General features: G+C 57.2%; 13 protein-coding genes and 1 pseudogene. 9 read left to right on the forward strand and 5 right to left on the reverse strand.

Annotation, left to right across the window (positions count from 1 at the left end; genetic code table 11):
- Nucleotides 1–211: 211 nt before the first annotated feature.
- The 5 genes and pseudogenes from OF385_RS15140 to OF385_RS15160 form a co-directional block, all read left to right on the forward strand.
- Nucleotides 212–763, forward strand: coding sequence for a copper chaperone PCu(A)C (locus OF385_RS15140; protein WP_264276133.1), 552 nt, complete (start codon nt 212–214; stop codon nt 761–763).
- Nucleotides 763–1,965 carry a Dyp-type peroxidase gene (locus OF385_RS15145; RefSeq protein ID WP_264276134.1) on the forward strand — a complete coding sequence of 401 codons (1,203 nt, stop codon included), beginning with the start codon at nt 763–765 and terminating at the stop codon, nt 1,963–1,965. The genes OF385_RS15140 and OF385_RS15145 overlap by 1 nt, the downstream gene beginning before the upstream one ends.
- 46 nt (nt 1,966–2,011) lie before the next feature.
- Entirely contained in the window at nt 2,012–3,073 is a 1,062-nt protein-coding gene (locus OF385_RS15150) for a PepSY-associated TM helix domain-containing protein (RefSeq protein ID WP_319019149.1), read from the forward strand.
- A 1,000-nt stretch (nt 3,074–4,073) separates the two neighbouring features.
- A complete protein-coding gene (locus OF385_RS15155; RefSeq protein ID WP_264277950.1) occupies nt 4,074–6,287 on the forward strand; it encodes a SulP family inorganic anion transporter in 2,214 nt (737 codons plus the stop codon).
- 132 nt (nt 6,288–6,419) lie between these two features.
- Nucleotides 6,420–7,250: pseudogene (locus OF385_RS15160) on the forward strand (IS3 family transposase); the annotation flags it as partial.
- Between the two features lie 450 nt (nt 7,251–7,700).
- Here the strand turns inward: OF385_RS15160 and OF385_RS15165 are convergent.
- Nucleotides 7,701–8,669 (reverse strand): GGDEF domain-containing protein, encoded by a 969-nt coding sequence (locus OF385_RS15165; protein WP_264276135.1) that lies wholly within the window; start codon nt 8,667–8,669, stop codon nt 7,701–7,703.
- Nucleotides 8,670–9,085: 416 nt separating this feature from the next.
- Nucleotides 9,086–9,565, reverse strand: a complete 480-nt coding sequence (locus OF385_RS15170; protein WP_264276136.1) for a hypothetical protein — start codon at nt 9,563–9,565, stop codon at nt 9,086–9,088.
- A gap of 231 nt (nt 9,566–9,796) precedes the next feature.
- Between OF385_RS15170 and OF385_RS15175 the strand changes: the two genes are divergently transcribed.
- The 4 genes from OF385_RS15175 (at nt 9,797) to OF385_RS15190 (ending at nt 18,732) form a co-directional block, all read left to right on the forward strand.
- The gene (locus OF385_RS15175) at nt 9,797–10,183 is read left to right on the forward strand and encodes a TraG/TraD/VirD4 family protein (protein WP_264276137.1); all 387 of its coding nucleotides are present in this window, start codon (nt 9,797–9,799) and stop codon (nt 10,181–10,183) included.
- A gap of 261 nt (nt 10,184–10,444) precedes the next feature.
- On the forward strand, nt 10,445–17,380 hold the full coding sequence (locus OF385_RS15180) for a DNRLRE domain-containing protein (protein WP_264276138.1): 6,936 nt from the start codon (nt 10,445–10,447) through the stop codon (nt 17,378–17,380).
- 1 nt (nt 17,381) lies between these two features.
- Nucleotides 17,382–17,657 carry a hypothetical protein gene (locus OF385_RS15185; protein ID WP_264276139.1) on the forward strand — a complete coding sequence of 92 codons (276 nt, stop codon included), beginning with the start codon at nt 17,382–17,384 and terminating at the stop codon, nt 17,655–17,657.
- A gap of 340 nt (nt 17,658–17,997) precedes the next feature.
- On the forward strand, nt 17,998–18,732 hold the full coding sequence (locus OF385_RS15190; RefSeq protein ID WP_264276140.1) for a hypothetical protein: 735 nt from the start codon (nt 17,998–18,000) through the stop codon (nt 18,730–18,732).
- Between the two features lie 465 nt (nt 18,733–19,197).
- Here the strand turns inward: OF385_RS15190 and OF385_RS15195 are convergent, their stop codons facing one another.
- The 3 genes from OF385_RS15195 to OF385_RS15205 form a co-directional block, all read right to left on the reverse strand.
- Nucleotides 19,198–19,644: a DUF4913 domain-containing protein gene (locus OF385_RS15195; RefSeq protein ID WP_264276141.1), complete on the reverse strand. Its 447-nt coding sequence runs from the start codon at nt 19,642–19,644 to the stop codon at nt 19,198–19,200.
- Complete coding sequence (locus tag OF385_RS15200) at nt 19,641–19,784, reverse strand: hypothetical protein (protein ID WP_264276142.1); 144 nt, start codon at nt 19,782–19,784, stop codon at nt 19,641–19,643. Before OF385_RS15200 ends, OF385_RS15195 begins: the two co-directional genes overlap by 4 nt.
- A 157-nt stretch (nt 19,785–19,941) precedes the next feature.
- Entirely contained in the window at nt 19,942–20,430 is a 489-nt protein-coding gene (locus tag OF385_RS15205) for a hypothetical protein (protein ID WP_264276143.1), read from the reverse strand.
- Nucleotides 20,431–20,674: the final 244 nt, after the last annotated feature.

The raw sequence follows: 20,674 nt of genomic DNA on the forward strand, positions 1-20,674 counted from the left end.
CCGACCCCTTTTTACGGGCCTTGCACCCCGTTCGCTCTGCCCTGCCCTGCTTGCGCTTTCACCCTGTACGGCCCCGGTATCCCGGGCCGTTCCTTCCCCGTGCTGCACCCTGCTTGCCGCGCGCCCGCAAAGGGCACCACGCGCCACGCGAAGGCTCCAGCACCCCCGACGTGAAGCACCCTCGCTGCTTCCAGACTTCCTAGGATGATCCGTGAAAAATTCCCTAACCCTACGTATCGCTGCCCTGTGCGCGGCAGCCGCCGTCACACTGAGCGGATGCGCCGCCACCGGCGCTGATGACACCAGCACCCCCGCGCAGGGCGCGTCAGCCACCATGAAAGATCCCTGGCTCAAGGCCGTGGACGATGGCATGACCGCCGGCTTCGGCACCATCGTGAACAACGGCGACCAGGACGTCACGGTCACTGCTGTCACCAGCCCGGCCTCCGATGACCTCGAGCTGCACGAAACCGTGGCCAACGAATCCGGGGCCATGCTCATGCGCGAGAAGACCGGTGGCTTCACCATCCCCGCCCACGGCGAGCTCCACCTGGAGCCCGGAGGCAGCCACATCATGCTCATGGACCTGCCCAAGGCACTGGCCCCGGGCAGCGAAGTCAGCATGACGCTGCAGTTCTCTGATCAGAGCACCCTCGAATTCTCCGCTCCGGTCAAGGACTTCGCCGGAGCGAACGAGAACTACCACGGGGGCGAGCCTGGCGATCTGGACGATGCCCCGGCAGAAAGCACCCACGATCACTGATGGCACGCAAAGAATCTGACTCCGCCCTGCGCCCGAGCCGCCGCGGGATCTTGTTCGGCGGGGCCGCCGCCGGCCTGGGGGCCGTGGCCACCCTGGGCGTGGAATCGCTGGCCGGGCGCGGCACCACGGCGCAAGCCTCCGAGGAACTCCATGGCCAGGAGGTGTTCCCCTTCTACGGCCAGCATCAAGCAGGAATTGCTACCGCGCCGCAGGCCCATGCCGTCTATCTGGCGCTTACGTTGCGCGACGGCGTGGACCGCGAGGGGCTGATGCGCCTGCTGCGGCTGCTCACCGACGATGCGGCCCGGCTGACCCAGGGCGAGGCGGCCCTGGCGGATACCGAACCCGAATTGGGGACGGTGCCGGCCCGCTTGACCGTCACCTTCGGCTTCGGCCCAAAGCTGGTGGAGATGGCTGGTTCCTCTGCCGCGGACATTCAGCCGCTGCCTAAGTTCAGCATCGATCGGCTGCAGGAGCGCTGGAATGATGGGCATCTGCTGCTGCATCTGGGCTCGGATGACCCCTTCACGCTCGCCCACGCCCAGCGCATGCTCTTAAAGGATGCCCGCAGCTTCTGCGATGTGAAATGGGTGCAAACCGGGTTCCGACGCTCGCGGGGCTCGGAGGCCAGCGGGACGACGATGCGCAACCTGTTCGGACAGGTCGACGGGACCGTGAACCCGGCACCGGCCACCGATGATTTCACGTCCCTGGTGTGGAATGAGGACGGCAGCACCACCATGGTGATCCGCCGCATCCACATGGACGTTGACACCTGGGATGAGGTGGATCGATCCGGCCGGGAATTCAGCGTCGGCCGCACCCTGGGCAACGGCGCACCAACCACCGGAACCAATGAGCATGACGAACCGGATTTCGGCGCCACCACGGCCCTGGGCTTCCCGGTCATCGCTGACCAGGCCCACATCCGGCGAGCGCGCTCGGAGAACACCAGCGAGCGGATCTTCCGCCGGGGCTACAACTACGATGAGCAGCCCAGCGGAACGCAGATTTCCGATTCCGGGCTGATTTTCGTGTCCTACCAGAAAAGCGTGGAACGCCAATACATTCCGTTGCAGAAGCGGCTGGCCGAACTGGACGCCTTGAACCAGTGGACCACGCCCATCGGCTCCGCCGTGTTCCTCATCCCGCCGGGCTGCGCCGAGGGAGGGTTCATCGGTGAACCCCTCTTCACGCGCTAGCGCCCCTCATCGCTTCTCTTCTTCCAAGGACCACTCATGACACTTCGTGGACCCCGCCACTGCTGACATCCGCGGCGACCTCACCGCCTACGGCACCAGCGGCGCCCTGCCATTACGCACCTGGATCGACCAACTGCATCGCAATCTGCAGCTGGGGGAACCCGGGCGCATGTACAGCGAGCTGGCCGCTTCCTGGCTCGGCATCATCGCCCTTGCCGGCGTAGGTCTGTGGATTGTGCGGATCAGGCGCACCAAACGCAAAAAAGACCTCCTGCGCCCCAATACCCAAGCCACCGGCTACCGCCGGCTGGCCAGCTGGCACGGATCCTTGGGGATCTGGGTCCTGCTCGGCGCGTTCTTCCTCTCGGCCACCGGGATCACCTGGTCCACCTACGGCGGCGCCAACGTGAGTGAAGTGCGCACTGCATTGAATTGGGGCACCCCCTCGGTGAGCACCGATCTGACTGCTTCTGGGGACAGTTCCGCTGACGAGCATGCCCACCATCATGCAGCTGCCGCGGCACCCACCGGGGACTCCGTGAACCCGGCAGCTTTCGACACGATGCTCTCCATCGGGCAGGAAGTCAATGTCAACACCGGGCAGGTGGAAATCAAGCCGCCCGCTGCGAAGGGGCAGGCCTGGGTGGTCCAGGAAATCCAGCGCTCCTACCCCACCGAGGTCGATGCCGTGTCCATCAACGGCCAAACGCTTCAGGTCGTGGACCGGGTCGATTTCAAGGACTTCAGCCTGGCCGCAAAGCTCTCCCGCTGGGGCATCGACATCCACATGGGATCCATGTTCGGGTTGCCGAACCAGATCCTGCTGTTCCTTGTTGCCTCCACCATCGCCGCCATGGTGGTACTGGGGTATGCGATGTGGTGGAAACGCCGACCCACGAAAAACCCGAGCCGGCGCATGGGCAAGGCTCCAGCCCGGGGCGGCCTGTTGCGGGCCCCGTGGTGGGCGGCCCTTCTGGTCCTGGCCGCAGCGGTCCTCGTGGGCCTGTTCTTGCCGCTGATGGGGGCAAGCCTCGCGCTGTTCATGCTCATCGATGTGATTGTTGGCTGGGTTCAGCGATCGCGATCCCGGACGGCGGCGACCCGCTAGCCAAAGGATCGCCCACACCGTGTTCGATATTGATGGTGGTCGTGCGCTCCGGCGCGACTACTCACCGGCCGCGGCGGTGCCCGCTTGACTGCCGAAGGGCAGCCCGGTGCTGTGGCGCTTCAGACAAGCACCACAGCACCGTGGCAGCCGCTGCATGCACTGGCTCCCCGGTATCCCGCAACGCTTAATGGGATGGAATACCAAGTGCATTTGCTGATGTATTCTGCGAATGGGCCCCATCGGACGGCATCATTGACGCATCTGGGTGCCTGAACCATCCCGGGTTTGATTCCGCTGTCTTTCTTGAAAGAGATAGCCACCATGCCCACGAAAGATGTCGCCGCGGTCTGTGACTGTGCCGCGCGGATGATTCTCGACCGGCTCTTCGAGCACCCCTCCGTGTACGCGGCTTGCTAGGCAGTAGCACCGAAACTGGATGTGGGGCCGGAATCCTTGCCTCGCTGGGTGGCGCACTTCCAGCTGGATGCCGGCCAGGGGGATAGATCGAGCACCGATGAGCTCGAGGCGTTGCGGAAAAGAACGCAGGCAGTCAACGGAACGCGCGATTCAATGCCGAGAATTATCACGTTTTGATGATCTCAGCACTGCATATGTGTGCGTGGGGCCAGCCTCTTGTCCGTACTTTCTATGCGGCGGGCCGGAAGAGGAACGACCCATGCGCCGCAGATCTTCTCAGATACTCAAGAGTGGAAAATATTATTCACAACATTAATAGCTTATTGCCAGACGACTTCCAGTGGAACTTATTGCGCGAGTAACTTGCTCTTTACCCCCATGTCATATTCTGAATTTTCACTATTCAGTTTGTAATATCGTGAAATAGTGCGGCCATCTTGAATGGGATTTTTTTATTAATCTGTAGGATCGAGAATTAAACGTATCCGACGCACAGAGTTCTTTCATCCCAGGAACAAGTACACAAAGGGCGGCCATGAGAACATCCATCTCGAAAACTCAATCCACCGCAAAGCGCAGATTCATGGAGTTGCCTTCAAGATCGACTTTGAGGCAGGATGCATCCGCCTCAATCGTCGTGTTTCTTGTCGCGCTTCCATTGTCGCTAGGGATCGCCGTAGCTTCCGGGGCCCCCGTCATGGCCGGACTCATAGCTGCGGTTGTGGGCGGTATTGTTGCTGGTTGCCTTGGAGGATCACCACTTCAAGTGAGCGGGCCGGCTGCAGGGCTGACCGTTATCGTAGCTGGATTGGTAGACCAATTCGGTTGGCAGGTTACATGCGCAATCACTCTTGCTGCAGGAGTACTCCAAATTTTGTTGGGCATCAGTCGCGTTGGCCGTGCAGCGCTGGCCATCTCACCCGTAGTTGTTCATGCCATGCTCGCCGGCATTGGGATCACGATCGTCTTGCAACAGCTACATGTCGTCCTGGGATCCACTCCAAGAGGCGATGCGCTTGGTAATCTCACGTCTATTCCCGAGAGCTTCAGAGACGCTAACCCCCAGGCCATGATTCTTGGTGCAAGCGTGATAGCGATCCTTCTTTTCTGGAAAAAGCTCCCGCGGTTTTTTCAGCAGATCCCCGGGCAACTAGCCGCCGTGGTGCTTGTGACACTTCTATCGATTGGGTTCGGCGATTCTGTTGAACGCATCAAGTTCGACGGTTCTCTATTGGAAGCCATCAGCGCCCCAGTGTTGCCTCAGGGCATGTGGGGAGCTGTATTCATCGGCATTCTGACCGTGGCGTTGATTGCCAGCGTCGAATCGCTACTGTGCGCTGTGGCCGTCGATAAAATGCAGTCCGGACCGAGAACCAACTTTAATCGCGAACTCATTGGTCAGGGCGCAGCAAACATGGCTTCTGGTGCTCTCGGAGGACTACCAGTCACGGGCGTCATCGTTCGAAGCGCTGCCAATGTTGATGCAGGAGCCCGTACACGCGCATCTGCTGTCTTGCATGGCTTGTGGGTCCTGGTATTCTCCATTTTTCTCGCCCCGGTGATCATGATGGTTCCGCAGTCTGTGCTGGCAGGTCTGCTCGTCATTATCGGAGTTCAGTTAGTCAAATTCGCTCACATCAAGACGGCTTTGCGTACTGGAGACTTCTTGGTCTATTTTGTAACAGTCGCTCTGGTGGTTTTCGCTAACCTGCTCGAAGGTGTGCTTGTGGGAGTCGGACTTGCCATGGCGTTGGTCTTGTTCAGGGTCGCCCGTAGTTCGGTCAATACGCAACGACTTCCTATGCAAGATGGCCGCGCAGTCTGGAGAGTGGGCATAGAGGGTTCCTGCAGTTTCCTGTCTCTTCCCCGTATAAATCGCGAACTCTACTCAATTCCTGCCAGTGCTACCGTGTTGCTCCACATCGAAGCTGATTTCATAGATTTTTCCGTTCTCGAAGTTGTCGAAGCATGGCGAAGCCAACACGAAAGCAATGGAGGAAAAGTCCATGTTGAAGACTACGGGACGCGTCGTCTGACCGACGCTGCACAAGGTTCTCCTAGACGCGGTTTTTCCACTGGCGTCTTGAGCAGTGGCCTAGCTGCCTGGAAACGCTGGCAACATCCCGACGTGGCTTCTGGCAATTCAAACGTGGACGCTCTGCCCGTGTTACGTGGAGTGAACAAATACCATCAGCACAACGCTGCGTTGATGATGCAAGATGCAAAACTGCTGGCGCAGGGGCAGAATCCCTCCACCCTGTTCCTAACTTGCGTGGATTCAAGGGTAGTCCCCAATGTCATCACTTCGAGTGGTCCTGGTGACATGCTGACTGTTCGCAACGTGGGCAATTCTGTCGGTGGGGCAGGCAGTGACCTGTCTTTTGAGGCCGCCCTTGAATTCGCAATTGACCGACTCGATGTCAATACCATCACCGTTTGTGGTCATTCAAATTGTGGTGCTATGACCGCCCTTCTCGGAAATGATCGCCTAAACGACGAAGGTAACGCTCCGGTTGACCAATGGCTGAAAGGCATGATTGAGAGCCGCCAAGCATTGTCAACAAAACACCCTGTTCTGCTAGATGCCGAAGCCGCAGGATACTCTCGTATCGATCAGCTTGCCCTAGTGAACGTTGCTGTTCAGTTGGAGAATCTGTCAAAGCACCCGCGAATAAGTGCTCGTGTTGCGGACGGATCGCTAAATCTGGTCGGCTTGTTCTATGACCTGTCCACTGCTGCTGTCGTCCGAGTCTCTGCCCAAGGTATCGAGCAACCAGATCTTTTGAAACAAGTCTGAAGCGATCTTGACGGAGCCTCGAATCTATTCGGCGCAGCAGATTCCCGAGATTGACCTGAATTAGTGGACACCCGGATAAGCGGGATCAACAGATCCCAAATTTGAGAGGATGTCACTAATGGGCAATATGGTAAACAGCCCCGGACATTTAACCAGGAGTACCGCCGCGAAGCAGCAGGCCTATTCGTCGATATCGGACGAACCATCACCGCGGTCGCTAAAGAGCTGAACATCGGCGAGCAAACCCTCGGCACGTGGGTAAAGAAATGGTGCATGGCGAGTGGCCGCACAGTGAGCGAGAGTAGGTGAGCCGGTGGACCCGAAAACATAGCTGCCTCGATGCGCCGGCAAGGGAATGAAGGGACCAGCCCGCGGCGCTTCAAACCGGTGACAACGATTCCAGGAGCGAATGCTTATTACCTGCCGGATCCTGTCTCAGACAAGTGGGATCACCTATCTGCGGACTCGTGCAGGATGGCTGTATCTGTGTGCTGTTCGCGACGGGTGCTCGCGCAGAGTATCGGGTTGGGCCATGGATTCGGTGCAGAACACCGACCTGGTGGAACGGGCGCTACAGATGGCTCGCACGTTGCGTGGCGAGCTGCCTCGGTACATCGTGTTCCACGCAGATCGCGGGGCCCAATGCACATCAGCCCAACTCTGGGAAGCAGCGAAAGAATTAGGTGTCCTGCAATCGGTCGGACGTACTGGAGTGCGCTGGGACAACGCGATGCAAGAGTCGTTTAGGTCGACGTTGAAGTCCGAATGCTTTGACCGTCGTTCTTGGCTGACGCGGCCGAAGCGAAGACTGCTCTCGTACACTGGATCGGGGTTTTCTATTACCGCCGGCGTCTTCATTCGAAGCTGGGGAGGGTGCCTCCGGTGGAGTTTGCGCACGTGCTCCGGGCGAGGTCTGTCCGGACTGGTTTGTCGGATGCAGGAGTGCTCACGCAGGCTGCATGATGCGGACCGCGTGTCCACTAGTTGCGGGCAACCCCAGCCGTTCACGGTCCGCTAAGAAGAAACAATCTTCATGGCGGCGTAACGCTCTGAAAGAAGCTTTCCGGATTGGCCCGGTCGAACCTGAGCAACACCAGAAGACGACGCCCTGCCGCACAATTGCAGCAGGGCATCTGCGAGTGGACTGAACGGAGACTGCTGCCGCCCCTAGACGGTACAGGTCAAGGCTCCTATAGGCGCCCCGCGCCCTGAGTCAGCCGCAAAACCTATGCATATCGTACGTGCGGAAACACCCGCGCATCCCCAAAAAATGCAGGAAAACACAATGCAGGTAGCATTCGACTAAAGAATCGGTAGTGCCTTGGTGAACACAGCTTTCGATCCCGAGATCTTCCTGACAAGTGCGCATTTAGATGGATACAGTTCTCTGCAGGCCGTTGCGAGGACAGCCTGTTAGCTGTTTTTCCTGGCTTGATCACGACACTGGTATTTCTGCTGATACATTAAGGCATCAGCCGCGGCAATACACTGATCAATGTTGGTAGTACCTGGCTGTGCTGAATAGAATCCCATGGCTGAAGGAATCCCTGCCTCTTCCAAGGAATCTCTGAATACTGAGAAATAAGCTTCTGTCTGGGATGGAGCTACTCCGTTGGCCAAAATCATGAACTCATCACCCCCATATCGAGCGACGCGGCAGGACTCGGTGCTTTTACTTCTCAGGATCTCACCAGCGCGCTGCAACAATAGATCCCCAGCTGCATGACCCTGGCTGTCATTGACCTGCTTAAGCCCATTGAGGTCAATCACAGCAACCGAGACGGAATCGCCAAAAGCGTCGAGACGTTCTTGCGCATCACTGGTGATCTTGTCCCAGCCGCGTCGGTTCAACAGACCAGTCAAAGCATCTGTTTGCGCCAAGGCATCGGATAGCTCACTATTTCTCCGCTCTCTATCAGCTACTCTGGCTAACTTCAATTGGGCAGATAGAAGTGAACTGATGAGGGCAACGAGTTCTTCATCTATTGCCTCTCCTTCAGTGAGCGGATCGGTGCGCACCCCGCACAGGACACCAAACATCTCATCCCGGTCATCATTGATGGTGTACCCGGCATAGGCCCCTACCTCGGCTGAAAATCGCATACACGAATAGTCGGGATCTAGCTGCGTATTGTTCACAATATGCGCAGCACCATTGGCCATTCGACTGCATAAAGATTCCTCCCACTCAACACGTTGACCGGTTTTGAGCAACTGATCCGGTTGCACGTGCAAGTGGACCTGCTCTCCATCGATTACGCGAGAAACTGACCAATCTGTCAGCGGGGTATGCAGTTTAAGGTAAGAAATAGCCTGTTCAGCCGAATCTGTGAATATCTGAGCACCGTTAAATACCTGTGCGTCTTTCGCAATGCGTGTCATTTTAGGCCTTAACCTCCATGCAGCTCAGGCGATAACACCCTCAGAGCACCATACGAAATTATTCAAACTTATACTCTCAACGAGAACAAGGATCCTGTGTGAAACCGATTCCTGGTACTCAGGATAACAACCATCAGGTGCTGAATTGATGTATGTCCTCTCTATATCCCACCAGAGCCGTTTGGGTATCTAACGAAAGATCAAGCATTGATTGAGACAAGCACCGGAATAGTTTCAGAACTTGGGTAAGTATCGCTAGCCTGTATTCGCTTGTAGTGGTGGTTACGGCACCTACTAGGACCGGTTCCCCTGTTGCTTGTATGCCATGCGAACACTTCAGTGACAGGTGCAGCAGGCCCATTGGTTACCTGTATGAGCGCAACGGACCTCCAACTTCAGCTGGAGGTCCGTTGCAGCTACGCGTTATTCATCGAACTGTCCAGTTGCTCAGTTTGTGTTTGAAGCTGGGTGGTTGCTTGCTCAATCGGGCCCACGGCGATCTTGTGCAGGGTTTCTGCAAATCCGGTATCGAAACTAGTGTCGGGGCTACTGGCAACCTGAGCGTAATCCGTAAGCTCACGTTGAAGTTCTTGCAGTGTCTGGATCGAAGCATCCAAAACTGATTTCAGCATCCGATCTTCGGCATGCTCAAGATGCACCAGGTCCAAGACATACAACGAAGACACCGCGAGAGAAGCTGCCAGCCTTTCGGCGCCTTCCAACGTTGAAATCCAAGCAGTGATGAACTCATCAACGGTGTCAGGGCGCTCTCCCGCAATGCTGCGAAGAACATGAGCAACTCCCGAAATTGACTGCTTTGACGCAACTTCTACCGCGACATCCACCTTTGCGGATTGTTCGACCAAGAGGCGTTTGAGCTTATCAGCCCCATCCATGGCCTACGCTCCCTCCGATTCGCGGCAAGGGCGGTGGTTCCGCCCGTGCGATCACCGCAGCTTTGGTCATAGCGGTCATGACCTAGGCTGATAAAACCGCTGCCAACTAACCAGCCAGCCAGCAGGCCGCTTTAAAACCCTGCTCGCAGCCGTGCTCGACGAGGCAGCGTACGGCGTGCGATGACGCGAGCGCCCGACGTGTATTCGCACTACTGATCGCGGGGCATTGTCGTGTCCACGTTCCTCCAATCCTACAACCAAGGCGTGGAAGCCTACGGGAAGAAAGGCATGAACAAGCTCTGGGGAGCCGCGAATATCCGCGTGGCCGGATCGGGCCTGTCTGATGACAAGTTCCTTCCGTTCCTCACCCAGGAGATCGGTGAGCGGGACGTGCTCAAACGCTCGTCCAGCGCCAGCGGCCGCACCGGCCGCTCAGTGTTCAGCTCAATGCAGCGCGAGAAGATCCTGGATGTGGCCGACCTGGCAGCCTTGCCACGGGGGCGGGCGATCCTCACCAGCTCCGGGCTTCCAGCAGGCCTGATCGAGCTACAGCACTACTCCACCAAACCGTACGGAGAAGATGTGAAGCTCTCGCAGGAATGTTACGAGGTCAACTGAGCACATAACACCTGCCGTGGAGTGCTGCTTGTGCGCATTTCTACTGCACATGATGAAAACTAGGGACTTGACTAGCCGAAACAGAACCGCAGCCTATGCGTATCGATTGATCTACTCGTTTCGTAAAGAGTTTAAGTAAATAACATTTGGGCAACTTTTTCCTTGTGAGGCCCTTTTTGGTATTTCGCGCGTGCCAGATATAGCAGAATCTATGTGCTGGCTATGTGACAGCTTAATTTCTTATCGAAAATCGGGGTCAAAGTGCACCTTCTCAGAGGGGATACCTCTGCGCGCCTGTGGACAGATTTCACAGTACGCAAGAGAAAAATCCTATCGACTATCGCGATCACCAGCACCAGCGCGTTGCTGGCCTCGGGTTTAATCGCCCCGTCGGCATTCGCCGACGAAGAACCGCAAGACACCACACAAACCGTTCAAGACGTCACCGAACGTCCCGACGGGGTGTCCGCCCAAATTACCGCGAAAGCCACCGGCCACCGCGTCGAAGATTTGTCCCTCCGCACGGCCACCGAACAAGTGTTCGCCAACCCGGACGGAACCTGGACGTCCGAAACGACCCCAGCAGCCCGCTTCAAAGAAGAAAAAGGCAACTTCGTACCCCTGGGCACCGACGGTGAACTGACTGACACCGTGTCACCGGTCGTAAGTGATGGCACCGAACTCACCATCGCTGACGGCAAGGACGCGCTCGGCGATGGTCCCACCCAGGATTCGGTCGTGCTCGCTGAGCTGGAATCCACCGGGGATCCCGAAGGCTCCACCTTGAAACTGGGATGGGAGGGTGAACTGCCCGCCCCGCAGATCAGTGAGAACCAAGCCACCTACACCGATCAGGTGCAGGTGCCCGTCATCGAAGATCCATCCGGCGACATCATGCCACAATCCTCCACCGTGGACCCAGTGCCTTCGGAGACTCCTTCCGAGTCTCCCAGCGACACCAAGGCTCCAGAGATCATTGATGAACAGCCCGAAGAGGACGAAGCCGCTTCTTCCTCCGATCCGACTCCCGAGCCTTCAGAGTCCTCCACTGAATCATCGGAGCCATCGGACGAATCAGAAGCGCCGTCACTCGATATGCCCGCCGACACCCAGCCGGTGAATGCGAGCGTGGTCGTTGAGCCGTTGCGGTCGGGCTTCTCGCACCGCACCGTGCTGGAGCAGGCTCCTGAGGGTGAGGTGTCGCTGCGTTTCCCGATCAAGCTGTCCAAGGGCTTGAAATTGAGCAAAGACCAGGACACCGGAGACCTGCGCGCGGTGAACGGCAAGGGCGAGACTGTGTTCTTCGCCCCAGCACCGACGATGTGGGATGCCAAAATCGATGAGGCTTCCGGCCTTCCATCTGCTGAGCGTTTCGTCGACACCGACCTCACCGAAGAAGACGGCGTCCCAGTACTCACGCTAACCGTCGATAAAGAGTGGCTGCAGGATCCAGACCGCCAATATCCTGTCACGATTGACCCCACGTGGTCCTCCGGCGTATCCGATACATGGGTTCAGGCCGATGTTCCCGGCTCCAAGGCCGGCGACCCTGAACTTCGAGTTGGTACATTCAACGGCGGTTCGTTGAAGTCCCGCTCGTTCGTGCAGTTCGCTTCCACCGCCTTGAACGGGAAAAAGATCACCAAGGCCGAGCTGCGGATGCATAACTATCATTCGTACTCGTGCACCTCGGCACCGATCAAGGTCCAGCGGTTAACAAGCGCCTGGATTTCCTCTGACGTTCGATGGACTGACCAGCCAACGGCAACGTCCACAGGTGAAGGACAAAACAACGTTTCCAAAGGCTACTCCTCCAGTTGCGCAGCCGGCTACGTCTACTACCCGATCACCCCGATCGCCCAGTACTGGGCTGATAACCCCACCAAGAATTTTGGTGTTCGACTGATCGCTGCGGATGAAACGAATAATTATTCGTGGAAACGGTACCGGTCTGCAAACTACATCACCGGATCTAACGACCCCATCGAACCGCAATTCATCGTCACCTATAACTCCTACCCGGGCACCCCATCAAGTGTCTCCTTCAACTCCGGTGAGTCAGTCAAGGACGCTGCCGGTAAGACATGGGTGAGATCCAAGACTCCGACATTCCGCTCGACCGTGACGGACCCTGATGGCGGTAACGTCAAGGCTGAGTTCGACATGTCCGGCACCAGCACGTTGACCAAGCAGGCTGGCTCGACGGTTGCTTCCAAGCAGGTCTCCACCTATAAGGCCTCCTTGGCTGAGAACGGCACCTACACGGTCAAGGCCTGGGCCAATGACGGCTCGCTGCGTTCCAAGGCAGCCGGCTCTTCGACGACTTTCACTGTTGACTCGGTGGCGCCGTCTGCTCCTTCGATCTCCTCCTCAGGAGGCATCACAAACAACGGGTGGAAAACGTCAAAACCAAGCTCGAATACTTTCACGTTCTCTTCCAGCGCTGATACCGACAAGTTCTCGTACCAGTTGAACAACGATGCCTGGAAGACGGTCACCGCGACCTCAGGCAAGGCAACCTTGTCGTGGAACCCTACGGGAGCGAATATCCTCAGGGTCAAGGCGAACGACAAGGCGACCAACACCTCGGGCACGACCACGTGGACCTTCGGCAACGGCGCTGCTTCATTGACCTCCCCAGCAGGCGGTTCCACCACTTCGGATTCGTTCAAGGTCACTGGCCAAGGACCGAGTTCATCGACCGGCGTGGTGACCCCGAAAGTGTATTGGCGTGAAGCGGACAGCGTCAGCGCAGATACAACGACCTACGGTTCGAACAGCGGATGGTATGAAGCCGCCACCTTGCCGGATATCGCTGCGGGGCAACCGGTCAAAGTCGACACCATGGTGAACGTCGCAGCAGCTCCCGCAGGCAAACTGAAAGAACTCGGCAAAGACCGCCTGGCTACATTGGTGGAGCTGCAGGTCTGCTTCGACTATGCGGGCGCCCCGGCCGCTTCGAAGCTGCAGTGCACCACGAACAAATCCAAGAAACCAGTGCAAGTCACCAAACTGCCGCATGCCTTCGGGGATAACTACCCTGTGGCCGAAGCCGGCGACGGACAGGTCGCGCTGACCACCGGCGAGCTGAACCTCTCGGAAACCGACGTCGAAGTCAATGCGGGCAACACCGGTTTATCCGTGAGCCGCTCCTACTCCTCCTATTCGGGGATTGGAGCGAACTCCCGCATCTTCGGCAAGGGCTGGCGGGTGAATATCGAAGGTCCCGACGAAGGGCTTTCCGGGCTGATGGTCGCTGAATCCACTGCTCTGGATGGCACCGTCACGCTGATCAATGATGATGAAACCGCAGCGGTCTTCCGCCAACCAGGAGGCGGCCGTGTCTCCTTGAAAACCGGCACCTATGTGGCGGCGAATGACGACGCGAGCGCTTCCGGTTGGAAACTCGCATTGTCCGGAACGGGTACTTCGGCGCGGATCAAGATCACTGAGGAAGACGGCACGGTGACCACGTTCAAGCGTGGTGCGATCTTGGAGGGCAACTCCAAGATCTATGAATGGATCACTGAAACCGTCACTGGCGGCAACGGCACGGGCACAGCCAAGTTCGTTTCGAACACTGCCGGGCAGACCACGATGGTTGTTGCTGGCACCGAGACCAACTTGACATGCGACACGACCACCCCAGTGAAGGGGTGCCGGCGCATCAACCTGGCCTATGACGCCTCCGGCAAGATCACGAAAGTCACCTACACCGCCTGGGATCCAGCCGCCAACGCGATGAAAACCGTGAACATTGCCGAGTACGGGTATGACGGAACGACTGCTGATGCACGACTGGTCAGCGTGAAGGATTCCCGCACAGGGGATATCACTTCCTACACCTATGCCGCTGACTCGGCCGCTGGCGTGCCGCTGATTGCTTCCACCGAGGAAAAGACCAGCGGCGGCACACGTGTAGATGCCCCGACCTACTATTCCTATGGGCTCGGGAACACCGGATCCGGGCGTGCTGATTGGCTGGAAAAGGTCGAGCGCGGCAACACCACCGACGGAAATACGCGAGTGCAAACAGCGCGCTTTGTCTACGGGATCAATCCTGTGGCGGATGGAAACATCCTGCCAGATCTGCGTGAAGCACGAGTCAAGCTCTGGGAACAGGAGGGTACCAAGCGTCCCGTGACCGGTTATGCGGTGTTCGGGGCAGGAAAGAACATCGCTTCGTCCAAGGCCGGATCCGTCGCTGCCAGCGACTTCAAGTATGCGGATCTGCAGTATGTGGATTCGCAGAACCGGGTCGTGAATACGTCCTCGTACGCTGCCGGCGCCTGGCAGAGCACCGCAAGCGTCTTCAACGAAGACGGCAATGTCGAACGGTCCTACGACGAGCGTGCCCTGCGCATGATCCAGACCTCGGCGGCAACCCCTGAGAATGTTGTTGGCGGCGTCGTCAACGGACACAAGGACCAAGCTTCCTTGTCTTTCTACTGGTCGGATCTGTCGGCCTATGTCGATGAGAACGGCGAGGGCATCTCCACCGCCACTGACCCTGTCGTCAAAGCTGATGAAATCGCGAAGAATGAAGCCACCGCTGAATTCCTGCGCGGGTATGTCACTGACTCCTATTCACCGGTGACCACCGATGAGAACGATGAGCCGGCCCGCATGCAGACCAAAACGACCTACACCGCGTTGAGCGAGGTCGATGCTGGCGGCATGCCACGCATGCTCACCACGAAAGTGGTCACCTCGAAAGCGAATTCCGGCGACATTGACCTATCGGTCACTGGCGAGCCTGTCCTTTCTGAGGTGCACAACGGCTATGACGCGTACACCGTCGACAAGAATGGAAAGGCGGCTACCGACAAGAACAACCTGCGCTCAGGCTGGGTGATCGGCACACCGACCAAGGTCACTCAGGTCCTCTCCCCGACGACAAACAACATCGTCACCGAAACCAGGTACGACGACCAGGGCCGCGTCATCGAGACCCGCCAGCCGAAGTCAGCAGGAGCCGACGCCGGAACCACCCAGAGCATCTACTACACCGCTGGTGCCAATGCCGTTGATGCTGTGTGCGGCAACGTTCCAGAATATGCGGGATACCTGTGCAAGAACACTCCGAAGGGTGCTGGCTCGGTGTCGAAGCATCAGACCGGGTTCAACATCTATGGCCAGCCGGCGACGTTCACCGAAGCGTCGACCGGGACTGATGGTGCAAAGCGCACGACAACCCAGACCTACCGCGCTGACGGGCAGGAGCTGAAAACCACGGTCACTACCAGTGGCATCACTACTACTGCAGTGCAACCGGTGGAGAAGCTCTATGACGCTACCGGTGTCCAGAACGGTGTACGGGCCCTGGCCTCGGGCACGTTGCCGCAGTCAGAGGTGAAATGGACCCAGGATTTGTGGGGGCGTACCATCTCCTACACGAACTCCCTGGGAGAGACGACTACCACCGAGTACGACGGATTCGGCAACGTGTCCAAGACCGTTTCGCCGGTGTCCACCTCGACCTACAAGTACGGGGCGCTCTCAGGGGACGGCACCGCGGAATACCAGGGCGTGGTCACGAGCATGACCGTGTCCAAGCATGGTGGAACGGGAACCGGCACTTACAAGGCGTCCTACGATGGCGATGGCAACATCCTGACCCAGAGCATCCCGGGCGGATTCACCCAGAAGATGGACTACGACGAATCCGGCAAGCAGGTCCGCCTGGCTTACGACGGACCGCTGAAAGCCGAGGACGGGACTACGTCGAACGGCACGTGGATAGCGTGGGAACTGAACCGCGACACCACCGGACAGATTGTCGGCGAGACGACCCCCGAGGGTGACGTCCTTGCTGGTACCTCCACTGCCGGTGACCGTGGTGCAGCCTACGACAGGGCGTTCACCTATGACCGGGCTGGCCGTTTGACCGAAGTGCAGGATGTGACCGCGCAGCCAGGCGAGACGGTCAACACCGACCCCGTCGAAGGCGCGGTGACTCCTACAACGGTTCGGAAGTACGCATTTGATAAGAACGGCAACCGCACCTCACTGACCACTACCGTCAATGGCACCCAGACTGCTTCGCGGTCCTGGACCTACGATGCGGCTGACCGGGTCGGTGTAGGCGCCGGATACGTGTATGACGGATTGGGCCGGCAGACCACGATTCCAGCAGCGGATGCGCCGGCTGCTGCTGGTGGAGTGAAGGCTGGTGCCGGGGCAATCACGGTGAAGTACTTCGCTGATGATGCTACTGCAGCCATTACCCGCAACGGCACCACCTCCACCATCGCCCGCGACCCGGCAAGGCGCCGACTATCGGTAACCTCCACAGGCACCAACGCTGCAGGGACCGAAACGAAGCACTACGCTGATGATTCGGATAACCCTGCATGGAGCAGCCGTGTTCAAGGAACCCAGACGATCACGACAAGGTATGAGTCGACGATCGGGGGCGACCTGGCTCTGACGATCACCGATAACACTGTCGAACTGGCGTTGAGCAATCCCCATGGCGATGTGGTGGCCACCGTGCCAGTCACCGGCACCAACGCAGGACAGGGAATCACCGGGTGGGCGCAGTACGACGAGTATGGCAACCAGCTATCGGAACCAGTGAATACCGGTGCCACATCGTATGGCTGGCATGGAGCCGATGAACGCGCGGTCGATACCAGCGGACTGATCCTGATGGGCGCGCGGCTGTATAACTCGGTCACCGGGCTGTTCACCAGCCGAGACCCGGTAGAAGGCGGCAACACAACAAGCTACACCTACCCGCAGGATCCTGTGGGGATGAGTGACATCACCGGCCTATGGAGTTTAAAAAGAGCTTGGGGTACGGCAAAACGAATATGGCGAAACCCGTGGTTCCAAGTCGGGCTTGGGATTGGTCTAGCGTTTATCCCCGGTGGTTTAGCTGTTCGAGCAGGAATAGGTATTGTTTCTAGGATAGGAGGAATGCATCGGGCAGCGAGGGTTGCTAGAACTGCAATACGTTTCCGGTCGGTAAAAGGTTTCACCAGGCACGGCCTTAATCAGACTGTATCTCGTGGAGTTTCACCTCGAATAATAAGAAATACAGTTAATCACCCCATTGCGATGAAGCCCCAATATCACGGAACCCTATATTTTGGAAGAAAAGGCAATGTAGTGCTCAATAAATCCAGAAAGGTCGTAACAGCATACAAGTCATCCAAACTCTGGAAAAAAATGAAGAGAATGGGAAGGAAATAAAATGCGGAATCAGCACAAGCAACTCTTACGTCTCATTAGAAATGAATTGCAATCGGTTCGGCTTCCCGTTCCGATGAACGACGTACCGGATGACGAGTACGAAAAACTTGAGTCAAAAATCCTATCAGTGTCTATGAAGCTGGGAAGAAATGAGGCCAGCATCGAAATATCAAAATTCATGGAAGATGAATTCAATACTTTCATAGATGAAAAACAGATGAACGGATTTACAAGAATAATTGAAAAAGTTCAAGAAAGATTAAATTTAGAATCTTAGTACGACGTCACGCAAAACACTCGGACGAATTTCCATTCGAGTGTTTTGCGTGAGATCGACCGACCGACAATAAGACTCATTCACGAACTGGTAGGTCCGATAGATTCCGGTTGTCGGTATGCATCGACTACATGATAAGCGCAGGAAACCAAGTGGACCGCCTAGTAAAGCACAAGACCTCCCAACGAGCTCTGATTATGGGAATTCGCATATAACATTCCCGTTCTTTATTCACCGGAAACATACCCGGTAGCTCCGGTGCATCACCTTGGCATACGCGTGCAACACGCGGTCCTGGGCCTACGACGCTGCTGACCGGGTCGGTGTAGGCGCCGGATACGTGTATGACGGATTGGGACGCCAGACCACGATTCCAGCAGTAGATGCGCCGGCTGCTGCTGGTGGAGTGAAGGCTGGTGCCGGGGCAATCACGGTGAAGTACTTCGCTGATGATGCTACTGCAGCCATTACCCGCAACGGCACCACCTCCACCATCGCCCGCGACCCGGCAAGGCGCCGACTATCGGTAACCTCCACAGGCACCAACGCTGCAGGGACCGAAACGAAGCACTACGCTGATGATTCGGATAACCCTGATTCTAAGATGGACTCAGTATCCACTCTTGACTTTGAGGAAGAGCCATATATGAATGACGATAATTTAACCCAGCCGCATGGTAATTATGCAAGGCACTTCACTGCGGAGTTCTATGAAGATCTAGCCAACGAGTTCGCTCCATTTGGTTCGGATGAAGGCTTTGACGTAATTTCCTCGGCAGAAGACCATCGAGATGAGATCTCCGCATCAACAACCGTTCAAGAGCTGCTGGAGATAATAGACGCACCACTTAGCGACGAGTGGAGTCAGGTGCTAAAAGGTGAGGAAGCTGTGGATGACGCAGTGTTCATTTCATCAGCTGCGTTCGCATTGATTCGCATTACTGGAAGGATAGACCCGCGCGGTCACAAAAAAGCGCTTAAATCATTGAAGGTTCTCACGGATAACTTCGGGGATGAAAGCGAACTGGTGCAGCAGAAAATTGATCTGGAATCTTGGACTAATTCCACTACCTGACAAGAATCATGGTTGAGCGCTAGGAGGATCACAACTATAAGGTGATTCTGAATTGCCCTCGTTCTGCCAAGCTAATTGCCGGGTTTTGGGTAGTTCGATAGAAAAGCTACAGAATAAACCAGGGTGGAGAGAAAATCTTTCCATCCTGGTTTATGCTGCGCTCTGATTCCGGACAGGCCGTAGGCGACGAACCTTTATGAATCTCGGCCGATACTGTTCCTGGCAGTTGCTAAATAGTATTTGCCTGCGTTGATGGCTAGTTCCACCGCCTGGTACCAATCGCTCACGTAGGCCGCTAAGTCAGCAAGGACAGTAAGGACAGCAAGAATCAGTTGTTGAGTGTTCACAAAATGTATGTGTGCGGAACCATGCTTCTGTCTCTCCGGTGGGCGCCGTGTGTACAAGAGATGGCATTAAAAGCAAGAAGCTGGCCAGCGAAATTCGCTGGCCAGCTTCTTGCTGCCGCTATACCGAGGAACGGAAATAACCGTCCGGTGCTTGATGCACTGGGAACATCCCGGGAAGTTCCGGGTGCATCACCTTGTCATACTCATGGAACGGGCCATCCTGCGCGGTAACCCTGTCCATCAACGGGTAGAAGTAGTCCCGATAGAACACCAGTATCTGCAGCGGGCCATCCCACCGCATTTGCTCCCACGTCTCCCACAACGCGGTAACCACCGAATACACTTCCGGGTACTCGTACCAATTCGGTGCCCACGCGCGTCCTGACGGCCCCTGCTTGCGCAGGTAGCGCGGCAACGCATACCCATGCAGCCACTGCTCTGCGTCCTCATAGACGAAGGAACGTCCCTCCGCCTCCTGGCCGGCCGCTGATGGCCCGGGCGCTGGCTCGCTTCCCTCTCCGCCATCCAGATCCAGCTCGTCATCGTTCGGGGGCATGCCGATCATCGCGAAAGCTCCTGTCCCTGGGAGCGGGCTGGGCCCCCTCCGGCCATGACCCGCTTGCGGTTCTTCATCGCTGTCTGCGGATTAGCGGTAGTTGGTGCCAACGGGAAATCAGCATCCTTGCCGCCCTTCTCTTTCCACACGGTCAAAAGTCGCTGTGCGGCAGCACTGTTCTGCCCCTGCTGTCCCTCACCAGTGCCGGGCTTGGCTCCATCGCTCTGGCCAAATGCTGCCGAAGTCCTGCATCATCTCGGTTTCTTTCTGGTTTTCCACGGTGTTTCCTCTAGCTAGGTATGTGCCCTATCGTTCGTACCCTTGGTCAGTCCCTGATCCCGGATGCGCCCCGGCGTTCCAATCCCGGTAAGGCACCTGCGGTGCCTTCGACGCGTTCACTTTCTGGGCTTCCTGCGCCCGCAGGCGCTGCATTTCCGCGTTCACGATGTTCTCGGCATCGTTGATCAGCCGATCAACGCCTGACGCAAAACGCGGCCGATCCGCTGCCATCTGGTTTTGCATCATGACCCGTCCTAAGCGCCCTGCCTGCTTCGCCAAAGCCACCCACCCATAGCCCTTGCGGGCGTTGAATCGCTGGTTCAGTCGTGCCGCGTAGCGCACGTTTCCTGAACCTTGGGCGGCCCGCGCGTAGGACTCCGATAGCTGTGGGAAAGTTCCTGGCTTGCCGCGCTCGAACTGCAACGACAAGCGGGCGTAACTGTTCGCCAGCGTATCCGGACCGGTCTTGTGGCTCATCATCCGATCCAGCTGCTGCACGCTGACCGGACGGGCCACTATTCTAAGGGGCTCGTGCAACCTGTGTGTTTCCTGGACGAAGTAGTGAGCTTTACCCGCACTTCGACCACGATGACTAGGGTAAATACTTGTATAACTGAAAAATTGCCTTTTCGCACTAATGCGCCTCGCAGTCATCGCGGGGTGCATTAGTGTTTTTGCTGGTGGAACCTCGCAAATAGTCGACGGATCACCTGACACTAGCAGTCACAAAAGTTCCCCGGATCTCGTGATGCCAAGTCCA

Origin of the sequence: Glutamicibacter sp. JL.03c, from assembly GCF_025854375.1 — a bacterium.
In the GTDB taxonomy this organism is placed as follows: Bacteria; Actinomycetota; Actinomycetes; order Actinomycetales; family Micrococcaceae; genus Glutamicibacter.

What these genes read in the sequence shown, in the direction of transcription:
- OF385_RS15145 (WP_264276134.1), top strand. Translation starts at nt 763, where the DNA reads ATGGCACGCAAAGAATCTGACTCCGCCCTGCGCCCGAGCCGCCGCGGG.
- OF385_RS15155 (WP_264277950.1), top strand. Translation starts at nt 4,074, where the DNA reads ATGGAGTTGCCTTCAAGATCGACTTTGAGGCAGGATGCATCCGCCTCA.
- OF385_RS15165 (WP_264276135.1), bottom strand. Translation starts at nt 8,669, where the DNA reads ATGACACGCATTGCGAAAGACGCACAGGTATTTAACGGTGCTCAGATA.
- OF385_RS15170 (WP_264276136.1), bottom strand. Translation starts at nt 9,565, where the DNA reads ATGGATGGGGCTGATAAGCTCAAACGCCTCTTGGTCGAACAATCCGCA.
- OF385_RS15185 (WP_264276139.1), top strand. Translation starts at nt 17,382, where the DNA reads ATGCGGAATCAGCACAAGCAACTCTTACGTCTCATTAGAAATGAATTG.
- OF385_RS15195 (WP_264276141.1), bottom strand. Translation starts at nt 19,644, where the DNA reads ATGATCGGCATGCCCCCGAACGATGACGAGCTGGATCTGGATGGCGGA.